This window comes from Variovorax sp. CAN15, from assembly GCF_030462475.1.
In the GTDB taxonomy this organism is placed as follows: Bacteria; Pseudomonadota; Gammaproteobacteria; order Burkholderiales; family Burkholderiaceae_C; genus Variovorax.
The window spans coordinates 1-12,983 of sequence record NZ_JASMRZ010000116.1; the positions used below are offsets into that span (position 1 = coordinate 1).

General features: G+C 69.4%; 11 protein-coding genes. 6 read left to right on the plus strand and 5 right to left on the minus strand.

Going from position 1 to position 12,983, the window contains the following annotated elements; translation table 11 throughout:
* The coding region (locus QMO14_RS31335; protein WP_301511968.1) for a LysR substrate-binding domain-containing protein at positions 1-647 on the plus strand (647 nt) is incomplete at its 5' end.
* Here the strand turns inward: QMO14_RS31335 and QMO14_RS31340 are convergent.
* From QMO14_RS31340 to QMO14_RS31350, 3 genes are read right to left on the minus strand one after another with little or no spacing between them, the layout of a single operon-like run.
* The gene (locus QMO14_RS31340) at positions 596-1,366 is read right to left on the minus strand and encodes a fumarylacetoacetate hydrolase family protein (protein WP_301511969.1); all 771 of its coding nucleotides are present in this window, start codon (positions 1,364-1,366) and stop codon (positions 596-598) included. The two genes, QMO14_RS31335 and QMO14_RS31340, sit on opposite strands and share 52 nt — an antisense overlap.
* A 30-nt stretch (positions 1,367-1,396) precedes the next feature.
* Positions 1,397-2,374 carry a tripartite tricarboxylate transporter substrate binding protein gene (locus QMO14_RS31345; protein ID WP_301511970.1) on the minus strand — a complete coding sequence of 326 codons (978 nt, stop codon included), beginning with the start codon at positions 2,372-2,374 and terminating at the stop codon, positions 1,397-1,399.
* 55 nt (positions 2,375-2,429) lie between these two features.
* Positions 2,430-3,671 carry an alanine--glyoxylate aminotransferase family protein gene (locus QMO14_RS31350; protein WP_301511971.1) on the minus strand — a complete coding sequence of 414 codons (1,242 nt, stop codon included), beginning with the start codon at positions 3,669-3,671 and terminating at the stop codon, positions 2,430-2,432.
* Positions 3,672-3,791: 120 nt separating this feature from the next.
* On the opposite strand from QMO14_RS31350, the gene QMO14_RS31355 reads away from it, so the two are divergent.
* The 4 genes from QMO14_RS31355 to QMO14_RS31370 all read left to right on the plus strand — a co-directional run bounded on the left by QMO14_RS31355 (position 3,792) and on the right by QMO14_RS31370 (position 9,434).
* Entirely contained in the window at positions 3,792-4,502 is a 711-nt protein-coding gene (locus QMO14_RS31355; RefSeq protein ID WP_301511972.1) for a GntR family transcriptional regulator, read from the plus strand.
* A 5-nt stretch (positions 4,503-4,507) separates the two neighbouring features.
* Positions 4,508-7,585 (plus strand): FAD-binding and (Fe-S)-binding domain-containing protein, encoded by a 3,078-nt coding sequence (locus QMO14_RS31360; protein ID WP_301511973.1) that lies wholly within the window; start codon positions 4,508-4,510, stop codon positions 7,583-7,585.
* 77 nt (positions 7,586-7,662) lie between these two features.
* Positions 7,663-8,898 (plus strand): YbfB/YjiJ family MFS transporter, encoded by a 1,236-nt coding sequence (locus tag QMO14_RS31365; protein WP_301511977.1) that lies wholly within the window; start codon positions 7,663-7,665, stop codon positions 8,896-8,898.
* On the plus strand, positions 8,898-9,434 hold the full coding sequence (locus QMO14_RS31370; protein WP_301511974.1) for a methylated-DNA--[protein]-cysteine S-methyltransferase: 537 nt from the start codon (positions 8,898-8,900) through the stop codon (positions 9,432-9,434). Before QMO14_RS31365 ends, QMO14_RS31370 begins: the two co-directional genes overlap by 1 nt.
* Here the strand turns inward: QMO14_RS31370 and QMO14_RS31375 are convergent.
* Positions 9,431-10,660 carry an MFS transporter gene (locus QMO14_RS31375; protein ID WP_301511975.1) on the minus strand — a complete coding sequence of 410 codons (1,230 nt, stop codon included), beginning with the start codon at positions 10,658-10,660 and terminating at the stop codon, positions 9,431-9,433. The genes QMO14_RS31370 and QMO14_RS31375 overlap by 4 nt on opposite strands.
* Before the next feature lie 65 nt (positions 10,661-10,725).
* Entirely contained in the window at positions 10,726-11,613 is an 888-nt protein-coding gene (locus QMO14_RS31380; RefSeq protein WP_301511978.1) for a LysR substrate-binding domain-containing protein, read from the minus strand.
* Positions 11,614-11,691: 78 nt separating this feature from the next.
* On the opposite strand from QMO14_RS31380, the gene QMO14_RS31385 reads away from it, so the two are divergent.
* On the plus strand, positions 11,692-12,858 hold the full coding sequence (locus tag QMO14_RS31385) for an MFS transporter (protein ID WP_301511976.1): 1,167 nt from the start codon (positions 11,692-11,694) through the stop codon (positions 12,856-12,858).
* The last annotated feature ends 125 nt before the right edge of the window (positions 12,859-12,983 follow it).

Sequence of the window (12,983 nt, forward strand, 5' to 3'; positions counted from 1 at the left end):
TCGGCCACCACAAGCTGGTGCCTCTGGTGCCGCGCCTGCTGGAGATGCATCCGCAGATCACGCTGGACATCGCGCTGACCGACCGCATCGTCGACCTGATGGACGAGCGCGCCGATATCGCGATCCGCTGGGGGCAACTGCCGGCCTCCGATCTCGTGGCACGCCGGCTGGGCGAGACCAGCCAGTCCATCGTCGCCGCGCCGGACTACCTCGCCAAGTACGGCACGCCGCGCACGCCGCAGGAGCTCGAGGCCCACAACCGTCTCGGCTGGAGCTACCGCCGCAACACGCCCGACTGGCCGCTGCGCGTGGACGGCCGCATGCAGTGGCTGCCCGTTGCCGGGCCGGTGCGCGCGGGCGATGGCGAAACGCTGCGGCAGCTGGCCATCGCAGGGGCGGGTGTGGCGCGGCTGTCGCTCTATCACATACAGCACGACATCGATGCTGGCCGGCTGGTGCCGCTGCTGGAGGAATTCAATGCGGCCGAGGTGGAGCCGATCCATGCGGTCTACATCGGCAAGGCCGGCACGCTGCCCGCGCGGGTGCGGGCGGTGCTCGACTTCCTGGTGGCTTGCTCAGGCGTGGGAGGCGGACGCTACACGCTCAAGCGCACGGCGCCGATGCCGGGAAATTCGGCCGTCACCTGATCGCCGCGCCGGCAGGGCAGCACACCCACCCATGAGCCGGTGGTGACGACGGTGCCGGCCGGCGCCGTCTGCCCGTTGCGCGTGATGTGGCGCAGCCAGATCGGCAGCAGCCATGCCGGATCGGCCAGCGGATGCGTGCCTTCGCGCACCAGGACCTCGCCATTGCCGATCTTCGTTTCGCAGCGTTGCGAGGCCCAGTCGACGGCGGCAAAAGGCTTCCACTCGCCGATCACGAGCGCGCCGTGCACCTGCGAGTCGGCCAGGCGCAGCAGGGCGGGCGTGGAGGGGAGGTCCTGCCAGCGTGCATCGACGATTTCCACGGAGACGGCCATGGCGTCGATCAGCGCCGCCGAGTTCTCATGATCGAGCTTCGCGGCTTGCGCGGGCGTCACGTCCTGACCGAGCCGCAGCGCGATCTCGGCCTCGATGCCGGGCGTGTGGAAAACCAGATCGCCGAAATCCGCCGGGCTCTGCCGCACACCGGCCGATGGCAGCGGCGCATGCGTGAGCGTCGCGCTGCGCGATCCGCCGCCGGACTTCCATGCGCGGGGCACGGGCTGGCTGTCGAACCAGCCGAGCGCCGCCGCGACGGCGTCCTGCACCTCATAGGCCTGCGCAGCGGTTTCGAGGGTGTCGAGCCAGGGCGTGGCGTCGAGGGTGCGGTTGCCGCGGCGCGCTGCCACGAGTGCGTCGGTGAGGGCGGTCTGGGATGAATTCATCTTCCGGATCTTCTCAGCAAAGCGGGCTCTTCAGGTCTCGACGTGCACGTTGCCGTCCTTCACCACCTTCGCCCACTTCGCGATCTCCGTGCTGATGAACTGCCTGAACTTGTCCTGCGAGCCGCCGCCGTCTTCCGCGCCGTAGGTGTCCAGCCGCTCCTGCACGTCGGGCATCGCCAGCACGGTGTTCACGTCGCGGTTCACCTTCTGCGCGATGGAGGCGGGCAGCTTGCCCGGGCCGGCCAGGCCGTACCAGGTGGTGGCCTCGAAGCCCTGGAAGCCTTGTTCCTGCATGGTCGGCACGTTGGGATGGCCCTTGGCGCGCTTGGTGCGCGTTTGCGTCACCGCGAGCACGCGGCCGTTCTTCACATGCGGCGTGGCGGCCGTCATGGTTTCGAAGCTGTACTGGATCTGCCCGCCCATCAGGTCGGCCAGCAGCGGGCCGCTGCCCTTGTAGGGCACATGCAGCGCATCGACGCCGCCCTGAAGCTTGAACATTTCCAGCGCCAGATGCTGCGCCGAGCCCGCACCGGCCGAGCCGAAGCTCAGCGTGCCGGGCGCGGCCTTGCAGGCGGCGACGATGTCCTTCACCGTGAGCGCCTTCTGCGCCGGGTTGGCGATCAGCAGGTTGGGCGTGACGCCCACCAGCACGATCGGCACGAAGTCGCGCTCGACGTTGTAGCGCAGCTTGGGCTGCAGGCTGGGCGCTAGCGCGTGGCTGTTGATGTGGGCCATCAGCAGCGTGCTGCCGTCGCTGGGCTGCTGCGCCACGTAGTCGGCCGCGAGCACGCCGGCCACGCCGCCCTTGTTCTCGACGATCACCTGCTGGCCCCACATGATGGTGAGCTTCTGCGCGACCACGCGGGCCAGCGCGTCGGTGCCGCCGCCGGGCGGGAAGCCGACCACGATCCGCACCGGCCCCGTGGGCCATTCCTGCGCGAAGAGCCGGGGCACGCCCAGCGTGGCGGCCGCGGCGCCCGCGGCCTGGATCAACGAACGTCTCTGCATCTTCTATGTCTCCGTCGTGGGTGGGAATCCGATGCGCGCCGCTCGCGCTGCGTGCCTATGCGGCTTTCTGCAGCGTGGCCGGTGCCGTGTGGCGCGAGAAGTGGTCCATGGCGGCCTGCACGCCGCTGCCCGCCAGCTTGATGCCCGCGAGCTTCATGCCCATCTCGACGCCGGCGACCATGGCCACCAGCGTCAGGTCGTTGCTGTCGCCCAGGTGGCCCATGCGGAACATGCGGCCCTTGAGCTTGCCCAGGCCGGTGCCCAGCGAGAGGTCGAAGCGCTGGTGGATCAGCCGGCGCAGCGCGTCGGCGTCCACGCCCTCGGGCGTGATCACGCCGGTGAGCACCGGCGAGTACACCGCCGGGTCGGCGCACTGGATCGGCAGGCCCCAGGCGTTGACCGCGGCGCGCACGCCGGCGGCCCAGCGCTGGTGGCGCGCGAAGACGTTGTCCAGCCCTTCGCCGAGGATCATGTCCAGCGACTCCGAGAGGCCGTAGAGCAGGTTGGTGTTGGGCGTATAGGGCCAGTAGCCGTCCTTGTTCATCTCGACGATCTCGTCCCAGGCCCAGAAGGCCTTGGGCAGCTTCGCGGTCTTCGAGACTTCGAGGGCGCGCGGCGAGAGCGCGTTGAAGCTGATGCCCGGCGGCAGCATCAGGCCCTTCTGCGAGCCGCTGACGCACACGTCCACGCCCCATTCGTCATGGCGGTAGTCGGCGCTGGCCAGGCCCGAGATGCTGTCGACCATCAGCAGGGCGGGGTGGCCCGCCGCGTCGATGGCCTTGCGCACCGAGGCGATGTCGGAGGTGACGCCGGTGGAGGTCTCGTTGTGCACCACGCACACGGCCTTGATCTTCCTCTCGGTGTCCTTGCGCAGGCGTGCCTCGATGAGATCGGCCTGTACGCCGCGGCGCCAACTGGGCGCGTTCGGCAGTTGTGCGTCGGCGCCTTGCCATGCGAGGAATTCGGTGGAAAGGCCAAGGCGCGTGGCCATCTTCTGCCACAGCGAGGCGAAGTGGCCGGTCTCGTACATCAGTACGTGATCGCCCGGGCTCAGCGTGTTGGCGAGCGCGGCTTCCCAGGCGCCGGTGCCCGAGGCAGGGTAGATCGCGACCGGGTGCTTCGTCTTGAAGATCTGCCGGATGCCGCCCAGCACCTTCAGCCCCAGCGTGCCGAACTCGGGCCCGCGATGGTCGATGGTGGGCAGGCTCATGGCCCGCAGGATGCGGTCGGGCACAGGGCTGGGACCGGGAATCTGGAGGAAGTGGCGGCCGGTGGGATGGATGTCGAGTTGCAGCATGAACTCTCCTTTCGCATTCAGTTTTGCATTCAAAATGCATTTTTGTTTGATGGTTTACCCCGATATTGCAGGGTTGTGAGTCTTGTTTTTTGCATTCAAAATGCATTCAAGGGAAAAATCATGACAGCCGAAATCATCGAGATCTCCAGGCTCGCGCTGCACGACCAGGTGGCCGCGCGCCTGCGCACCATGCTGGTCGAAGGGCTCATCGCGCCCGGCGCCAAGCTCAACGAACGCGAGCTTTGCCTGCAGCTGAACGTGTCGCGCACGCCGCTGCGCGAAGCCATCAAGCTGCTCGCGGCCGAAGGGCTGGTCGACCTGCTGCCCAATCGCGGCGCGGTGGCGGTGAAGCTCACCGAGGCGGACGTGCTCGACACCTTCGAGGTGCTGGCCATGCTCGAGGGCATGTCGGGCGAGCTGGCGGCAAGGCGCATCACAGACGAGGAACTGTCCGAGGTGCGCGCGCTGCACTACGAGATGCTGGCCTGCTTCGCGCGGCGCGATCTCTCGGGCTACTACAGGCTCAATGCGCGTATCCACACCGCGATCAACGAGGCGGCGGCGAACCCGGTGCTGTCGAACACCTACCGCTCCATCAACGCCCGCGTGCAGTCGCTGCGCTTTCGCACCAACCAGAACGAGGCGAAGTGGAAGCATGCCGTCGAGGAGCACGAGCAGATGATCGATGCGCTCTCGAAGCGCGACGCCGAGGCCATGCGCAAGGTGCTCGTGTCGCACGTGCTGCGCAAGCGCGACACCGTGCTGGAGCTGCTTCGCGCGGGCGAGATCTATCCATTCACCAAGCCGGCCAAGCCTGTCAAGGCGACCTGATCACCATGCGCATAGATCCCGCCAGCCACATGCAGCCAGCCGGAACAGTTCTTCCACCCAACGAGACCTGCGAGCTGCTCGCGCGCCGCCTGCGCGCCGAGACGCAGGGCGAGGTGCTGTTCGACGACGCCTCGCGCGGGCGCTACGCCACCGACGCGTCGATCTACCAGATCACGCCCGTCGGCGCCTTCGTGCCCACGAACGAGCGCGACATCGCCACCGCCATCGACATCGCCCGCGACCTGAAGGTGCCCGTGCTCGCGCGCGGCGGCGGCACCAGCCAGTGCGGGCAGACCACTGGCGCGGCGCTGGTGATCGACAACAGCAAGCACTTTCGCCGCGTGCTCGACGTGAACGTGGAGCAGGGCACGGTTACCGTCGAGCCCGGCCTGGTGCTCGACCACCTCAACGCGCAGTTGAAGCAACATGGGCTCTGGWRCCCGGTGGACGTGTCGACCAGCGCGCAGGCCACCCTGGGCGGCATGGCGGGCAACAACTCCTGCGGCTCGCGCTCCATCGCCTACGGAAACATGGTGCACAACGTGCTGGGCGCGAGCGCGTGGCTGTCGAACGGCGAGCTGGTCGACTTCGGCCCGGTCGGCTCGCTGGGCGTGCGCGCGGCGGGCATCGCACAGTTCGTGCGCGGCCTCGCGCGGCAGCACCGCGAGGCGATGGCGGAGAACTGGCCCAAGGTCATGCGCCGCGTGGCGGGCTACAACCTCGACATCTTCGACAACCAGAGCGAGCGGCCCTACACGGCCGACGGCAGCGTGAACCTGGCGCACCTGCTGATCGGCTCGGAAGGCACGCTGGCCTACACCCGGAGCCTGAAGCTCAAGCTCGCGCCGCTGCCGTGCGCCAAGGTGCTGGGGATCGTCAACTTCCCGACCTTCCATGCCGCGATGGATTCGGCCCAGCACATCGTCAAGCTCGGCCCCACGGCGGTGGAGCTGGTCGACCGCACGATGATCGAGCTGAGCCTGGCCAATCCGGCCTTCAAGCCGACGGTCGAGACCGCGCTGATCGGCAAGCCGGCGGCCATCCTGCTGGTGGAGTTCTCGGGCGCCGACAAGGCCTCGCTGCTGCCGCAGTTGAAGCAGCTCGTCGAGCTGATGGGCGACCTGGGCCTGCCCGGCAGCGTGGTCGAGATGCCCGACGAGGCTCGGCAGAAGAACCTGTGGGAGGTGCGCAAGGCCGGCCTCAACATCATGATGAGCCTCAAGGGCGACGGAAAGCCCGTGAGCTTCATCGAAGACTGCGCCGTGCCGCTGGAGCACCTCGCCGAATATACCGACGCGCTGACCGAGGTTTTCGCGAAGCATGGCAGCCGCGGCACCTGGTACGCCCATGCTTCGGTCGGCACGCTGCACGTGCGGCCGATCCTCGACATGCGCACCGACGGCGCGGCGAAGATGCGCGCCATCGCCGAGGAGGCGAGCGAGCTGGTGCGCAAGTACAAGGGCGCGTTCAGCGGCGAGCACGGCGACGGCCTGTGCCGCGGCGAATGGATCGAATGGCAGTTCGGCCCGGCCATCAACGAGGCCTTCCGCGCGATCAAGCGCAAGCTCGACCCCATCGACCTTTTCAACCCCGGCAAGATCATCGACCCGCCGCGCATGGACGACGGCGCGCTGTTCCGCTTCGCGCCGCCCACCGCGCCCAAGCCCTATCGCCGCATCGAGCTCAAGCCCGTGCTCGACTGGTCGGCCTGGAACGTCAACGCCGATCCGGTGACCGAGGTGACCACCGCTGCCGGCACCGGCGGCGACAGCACTGGCGGCCTCGCCAAGGCCGTGGAGATGTGCAACAACAACGGCCACTGCCGAAAGTTCGACGCCGGCACCATGTGCCCCAGCTACCGCGTGACGCGCGACGAGCAGCACCTCACGCGAGGCCGCGCCAACACGCTGCGGCTGGCGCTGTCGGGCCAGCTCGGCCCCGACGCCTTCACGAGCGAGGCCATGCACGAGACCATGGACCTGTGCGTGGGCTGCAAGGGCTGCAAGCGCGACTGCCCGACCGGCGTGGACATGGCGAAGATGAAGGTCGAGTTTCTCGACCACTACAAGAAGCGCCACGGCCACACGCTGAAAGACAGGCTGGTGGCGGGCCTGCCCGACTACGCCCACAAGGCCAGCCGCTTTCCCTGGCTGCTGAACCTGCGCAACAGCGTGCCCGGCGCCGCATGGCTGGGCGAGAAGCTGCTGGGCTTCTCTGCCAAGCGCTCGCTGCCCGCATGGCGCGGCGACACTTTCTGGCGCGGCAAGGCGAACGAGCCGGGCCTGTTCGTCGAACGCGAGGTGGCGCTTTCGATCGCGCGGCGTGGCGGCAAGGCGGTGGTGCTTTTCGTCGACACCTTCAACGGCACCTTCGAGAGCGAGAACGCGTTCGCCGCCGCGCGCGTGCTGCAGGCTGCGGGCTATGTGCTGCACACGGTGGAGAAGAGCGGCGGGCACCACTGCTGCGGCCGCACATTCCTGGCCAGCGGCATGGTGGACGAGGCCAAGAAGAAGGCCGAGGCGCTGATCGACGCGCTGGTGCCGCTGGCGCGCGCGGGCGTGCCCATCGTCGGACTGGAGCCCTCGTGCCTGCTCACGCTGCGCGACGAGGCGCTGGTGATGGGCTTCGGCGAGAAGGCCGAGCTGGTGGCAAAGCATGCATTGCTGTTCGAGGAATTCATCGCTCGCGAGCTGAAGCAGAGCCGCTTCGAGCTGCCGTTGAAGCCCGCCGAGGCGCCCATCCTGCTGCACGGCCATTGCCACCAGAAAGCCTTCGGCGCGGTGAGCCCGGTGATGGAAGTGCTCAAGCTCATTCCCGGCGCACAGCCCGAGCTCATCGAAAGCTCCTGCTGCGGCATGGCCGGCAGCTTCGGCTACGAGGCCAGCCATTTCGAGGTGTCGATGAAGATGGCCGAGGCCAGCCTGCTGCCCGCCATCCGCGCGAAGCCCGGTGCCATCGTGGTGGCCGATGGCACCAGCTGCCGCCACCAGATCGGCGACGGCGCGCAGCGCGAGGCGGTGCACGTGGCGGTGCTGCTGGAGCGCCACCTGCTGCATACAGACCCGGTGCCCGAAGCGGGTTGAGCGACCGGCGCCTGCAGGCTGGCGGCGGCTGCCGCAGAATGATCGGCAAACAGGCCTGCCTGCCGACCGCCACCGCAATGCCGACAACGCTCGCTTCTCCTTCCCCCATCTCCGCCCAGCCCACGCTGCGGCTTGCCTTCGCGCTGTCGATGGGCGCCGCCGTGTCGCTCGGCATCACGCGCTTCGCCTACGCGCTGCTGCTGCCGCCGATGCGCGCGGACCTGGGCTGGAGCTATGCGCTGGCTGGCGGCATGAACACGGCCAACGCGGTCGGCTATCTGGTGGGCGCACTCGGCACACCGGCGCTGATGCGGCGCTTTGGCGCGACCCGGCTTCTTGTATTCGGAGCGGTGCTGGCCAGCGTGTTCATGGCGGGCAGCGGCTTCGTCACCGATGCGTCGGCTTTGCTGCTGCAGCGCCTGCTGGCGGGCGTGGCCAGTGCGTGGGTTTTCGTGGCTGGCGGGCTGCTCGCGGCCCGGCTCAGCGAGGCGGGGTCCACGCGCGGTGGTCTGTTGCTCGGCATCTACTACGGCGGCACCGGCTTCGGCATCCTGCTGTCGGCATTGCTCGTGCCGCAGGTGCTGCGCGCGGCGGCCGGCGAGCCTCACGGATGGACCTGGGCGTGGTGGGCGCTGGCGGTTGCGAGCGCAGCCGCCACCTGCCTGCTGGCCTGGGCGGGTCGCGCGTTGCCGGATCGGCAAGCCGCGGCGCCCGCAGCGCCTGCCGCCTCATCGAGTTCTGCGCCGCCCGTCGCGCTGCACCGCTTCGGCTGGGCGCTCGCCGGCTATGCCTTGTTCGGCATGGGCTACATCGGCTACATGACTTTCGTGATCGCGCTGCTGCGCGAGCAGGGCGCCAGCGCAGGCTTCGTCACGTTGTTCTATGCCTTGCTGGGCATCGCCTGCGTGGCTTCCTCGAGGCTCTGGGCCGGGTTGCTCGACCGGTATCGCGGCGGGCAGCCGCAGGCGCTGCTCAATGGGCTGCTGGGCGTGGCCACGCTGCTGCCGGTACTGAGTTCGTCCGCGCCGGTGGCGCTGGTTTCGGGCGTGCTCTTCGGCGCGGTGTTCCTGTCGGTGGTGGCGTCGACCACCGCGCTGGTACGCCACAACCTGCCACCTTCGCGCTGGGCCCAGGGCATCAGCGCCTTCACCATCATCTTCGCGCTGGGGCAGATCGTCGGGCCGACCGTCACGGGCTGGATCTCCGACGGCCCGGGCGGACTGGCGCGCGGGCTCGTGGCCTCGGCGATGGCCCTGTGGCTCGGCGCGGTGCTGGCATCGCGCCAGCATTCGATGCAACCGGAGACATCGTGATGAGCGGCTTTGCCTTGTTCGAAACTTCAATCGGCATGTGCGCCCTGGCGTGGGGACCGCACGGACTGATTGGCGTGCAGTTGCCCGCCGACAACGGCGAGCCGGCCACGCGGGCACGCATGCGGCAGCGCTTTCCCGATCTGCATGAAGGCCCGCCGAACGAGATGGCGCAGCGTGCCATCGATGCCATCCAGGGCCTGCTGCGCGGCGTGCGCGACGACCTGAGCCATATCGAGCTCGACATGAGCGGCGTGTCCGAGTTCCACCAACGCATCTACGCGATCGCCCGGCGCATTCCGCCGGGCCAGACCCGCACCTACGGCGAGATCGCCGAGCAGCTGGGCGACAAGGGGCTGTCGCGCGCCGTTGGGCAGGCCATGGGCCTCAACCCCTTTGCGCCCGTGGTGCCGTGCCATCGCGTGCTGGCGGCGGGCAACAAGCCGGGCGGCTTCTCGGCCGGCGGCGGCGCGCTGACCAAGCTGCGCATGCTCGGCATCGAGGATGCGCGGCCGAACGGGATGGCTTCTCTCTTCTAGGCAGCAGGCACCGGCAGCCGGTGCAGCGTCGCGATGCGTGACGCGAAGATGATCGCCGCCTGCAGCCCGAAGCCCGCGAGCGCCAGCAGCAGGCAGGCCGGCCCGCCCCATGCGGCGCCGACCATGCCGCCCAGCGCCGCGCCGATCGGCCGGGCCCCGGCGTTGATCGTGAGGAACACGGCAGACACCCGGCCCAGCATCGTGGCCGCCGTCACACTCTGGCGCAGCGTGGTCGACGTGATGACCCAGACCATCGGCCCCGCGCCGAACAGGAAGAACGAAAGCGCCGCCAGCGTTGCAGTCGGCACGACGAGCGTAGCTGCCATTGCCGCTGCGGCCAGCACCGCGACCGAGGGGCCGACCTGTATCGCGCGGCCGAAGGGCAGGCGCGCCACCACGCGAGGCGTCAGCAGCGCACCGACGACCATGCCCGCGCCATACATCGCCAGCGTAAAGCCCACCGCCTGCGCGCCGAGGCCGAGCACGCGCACCGCGTAGGGCACGTAGCCTGCCTGCAGCACGAACCACGAGATGTTGAAGACCGCGCCGGTCAGCAGCATCGGGCGCAGCATCTCGTGCTGCCAGACGAAGCGAGCGCCATCGCGTACTTCGAGCAGCGGATGCCGGCCGGCGGAGGGCTCGCGCGGCGCTTCGCTCAATCGAAGCAGCAGGGCGACAGCTGCCGCTGACAGCACAGCGGCAAGCACGAACGCGGCCGATGCTCCGGCCCACGCCACGAGGGCGCCCGCGAGCGCGGGCCCGGCGGTGAAGGCCGCGCTGCGCGCCAGCTCCAGCCGCCCGTTGGCCGCCGCCAAGGCTTCCCGAGGTACGAGCACCGGCACCAGCGCGGGCGCCGCGACGCTGAAGCCCACCGTGCCGACAGCACCCAGGAACCCCAGGGCGGCCAGCCAGCCGATGCTCAGCTTCGACGCGAACACCATCGCCAGCAGCACGATCAGCGACACCGCCCGCAGCCCCTCGGCCCAGACCATCAGCCGCCGCCGCGACATGCGATCCGCGAGCAGGCCCATGGGCATCGAGACCAGCAGGAAGGGCAGCGTCTGCACGGCCGCCAGAAAGCCGATCTCGCCGGGCCCGGCGCCGAGCGCCAGCACGGCCACCAGCGGCACGGCCGCAAGGCTCAGTTGTTCAGCGGACTGCGCCGCGAGGTTCGACCACGCGAGATTCCGGAAGGAACGGGGGAGGAGGGGTGTTGTTCGAGTCATGCCCTCATCGTGCTGGCGGCGGGCCTTTGAGGCTGGCCGTTTCCGGACGCGCGAGCGTCGGCCGATCAGGCACCCTGGGCCTGCATCTCCTCGAACCACTTGGCCACATAGGCCGCCTCCGGCGCGGCATCGGTCGCAAGGCCGTAGTAGTAGCGCTCCAGCGTCATGCGCAGGGCAGGCAGAGGCGACTGCAGGCGGCCCGAGGCGAGGTCGTGCGACACCAGCGAGGTCGGCGCCAGCGCGATGCCCAGCCCGTCGACCGCCGCCTGCAGCACGAAGTGCAGATGGTCGAACTGCAGCCGGCCCGCCGGTTTGGCGCGCGGCGCGCCGACCTGCTTCTTCCAGGCGTCCCAGTCGTCCTTGCGGGTGCGAGCCGAGAGCAGTACGTGCGAGGCGAGCGCGCGCAGGTCGGGCAGCGGGTGGGTCTTGAAGAGCGCGGGCGCGCCGACCACCATCACCTCGTCTTCGAGAAAGGGCATCACCTCCATCGACGAGGGCCAGCCTTCGAGGCCCCGCCGCACGGCGATGTCGAAGCTGCCGATGGCCTCCTCGGGCATGACGGTGCTGGTGACCACCTGTGGCTCGATCTCCGGAAAGCGCTCGACGAAGGAGGGCAGGCGCGGAATGAGCCAGCGCACCGCGAAGGAGGGCCGCACGTTGATGCGCACCGCGCGCGCCGGCCCCTGCGACTGCAGCGCCCGCGCGGCGGCGTTGATCTGCGCGAGCGCGGGCTGCACTTCGGCGAAGAACTGCTGGCCCTCGGCGGTGAGCGCGACCTGCCGGATGCGCCGCTCGAACAACCCAACGCCGAGGAACTCCTCGAGGCTCTTGATCTGCCGGCTCACCGCGCTGTGCGTGACGTGCAGTTCGAGCGCCGCGCGCGTGAAGCTGAGGTGGCGCGCCGCGGCGGCGAAGGCGCGCACGGCGTTCAAGGGAGGCTCTCGAAGCGGCATGCGTGCGATTTTCTCACGCATGCCGGTCGTTAATGTCGTTTGTCGGCAAGGCGGCTGCCGTCGCACCATCGAGGCTCGATGCCCCGCCCTTCACCCGCTCCCCAAACATCCCCCACCGACCTGAATTCCCGCCATGCGGCGATGGCCCTCGGCCTTTCGCTGCCGGCCGATGTGGTGCTCTACCTGCTGCTGCCGATGTACGCGAGCCAGTTCGGCGTGACGCTCGCCGAGGCCGGCATGCTGCTCGCGGCCAACCGGCTGGTGCGCATTGCCGGCTACGGCTTCGTGGCCCGCTTCTACGCCCGCAACGGCGACCGGCTGACCTGCACCATCGCGGTCGTGGCGGCCGCGGTGTGCGGGCTGGGCTACTCGACGCTCTCGGGCTTCTGGGCGCTGCTGCCGCTGCGGCTGATGTGGGGCCTGTGCTTCGCGGCGCTGAACCTGTCGACGCAGGCGCTGGCCACGGCCGACCCGGTGGGGGCGGCTCGGCGCAACGGGCGGTCGCGCGCCTTCATCGCGATGGGGCCGGTGCTCGCGCTGCCGATGGGCGCGCTGCTGGCGCACTGGATGGGGCCGCGCGCGATCTTCGCCATCCTCGCGGGGTTCTCGCTGGTTGCTTGCTTCGTCACGCAGCGGCTGCCTGCGGCACCTCATCCCGTGGTCAAGCCGGCGAAGCGCTTCAAGCTGCCCAACAGCCTGGACAGCTGGTCGTTCATGGAGGGGCTGACGCTCGATGGGCTTTTCATCGTCGGGCTCTCCTATCTGGGCAAGGACCTGCTGCCCGGCGGTGCCGTGATCGTGGCCGGCGTACTGATGGCGCTTCGCTACCTCGCGGAGATCCTGCTGAGCCCGGTCGGCGGGCGCATGGCCGAGCACTTCGGCGCCGAGCGCATGCTGGTGAGCCTGTCGCTTATTACCGCCATCGCGCTCGTGGGTTTCGGCCTCGGCTGGCTGTGGAGCTGCGCGGCGCTGATCGTGGTGCTGCGTGCGCTCCAACTGCCGCTGCTGTCGCCCATCGTGGCCCGCCGCACGCCGGGGCCGGAGCGCGTGCAGGCGCTGGCGGCTCGCTCGGTGTGGCGCGACATCGGCGCCGGTGCAGGGCCGCTGATCGCGGGCCTGCTGCTGCCGGCCGCGTCGCCGCCGTGGATCTTCGGCGTGGCCGCCTCGCTGCTCGCTCTGGCGGCGCTGGGCTGCGGCTGGAGCGCTTCGCCACAATCGACCACCATCCAGCAAGGAAGTACATGACGACCGACAACGCCATCGACACCATCGCCCAGCTCGAAGCCCTGTTCGGCAGGCCCGCCGAGGCCTCGCTGAAGAAGGAGGTGCCTTATCTGCACCCGAGCTACCAGGCGCTGATTGCCGCGTCC

Coding starts and splice junctions, on each gene's coding strand:
- QMO14_RS31355 (WP_301511972.1), top strand. CDS start 3,792: ATGACAGCCGAAATCATCGAGATCTCCAGGCTCGCGCTGCACGACCAG.
- QMO14_RS31350 (WP_301511971.1), bottom strand. CDS start 3,671: ATGCTGCAACTCGACATCCATCCCACCGGCCGCCACTTCCTCCAGATT.
- QMO14_RS31340 (WP_301511969.1), bottom strand. CDS start 1,366: ATGAATTCATCCCAGACCGCCCTCACCGACGCACTCGTGGCAGCGCGC.
- QMO14_RS31385 (WP_301511976.1), top strand. CDS start 11,692: ATGCCCCGCCCTTCACCCGCTCCCCAAACATCCCCCACCGACCTGAAT.
- QMO14_RS31365 (WP_301511977.1), top strand. CDS start 7,663: ATGCCGACAACGCTCGCTTCTCCTTCCCCCATCTCCGCCCAGCCCACG.
- QMO14_RS31345 (WP_301511970.1), bottom strand. CDS start 2,374: ATGCAGAGACGTTCGTTGATCCAGGCCGCGGGCGCCGCGGCCGCCACG.
- QMO14_RS31375 (WP_301511975.1), bottom strand. CDS start 10,660: ATGACTCGAACAACACCCCTCCTCCCCCGTTCCTTCCGGAATCTCGCG.
- QMO14_RS31380 (WP_301511978.1), bottom strand. CDS start 11,613: ATGCCGCTTCGAGAGCCTCCCTTGAACGCCGTGCGCGCCTTCGCCGCC.
- QMO14_RS31370 (WP_301511974.1), top strand. CDS start 8,898: ATGAGCGGCTTTGCCTTGTTCGAAACTTCAATCGGCATGTGCGCCCTG.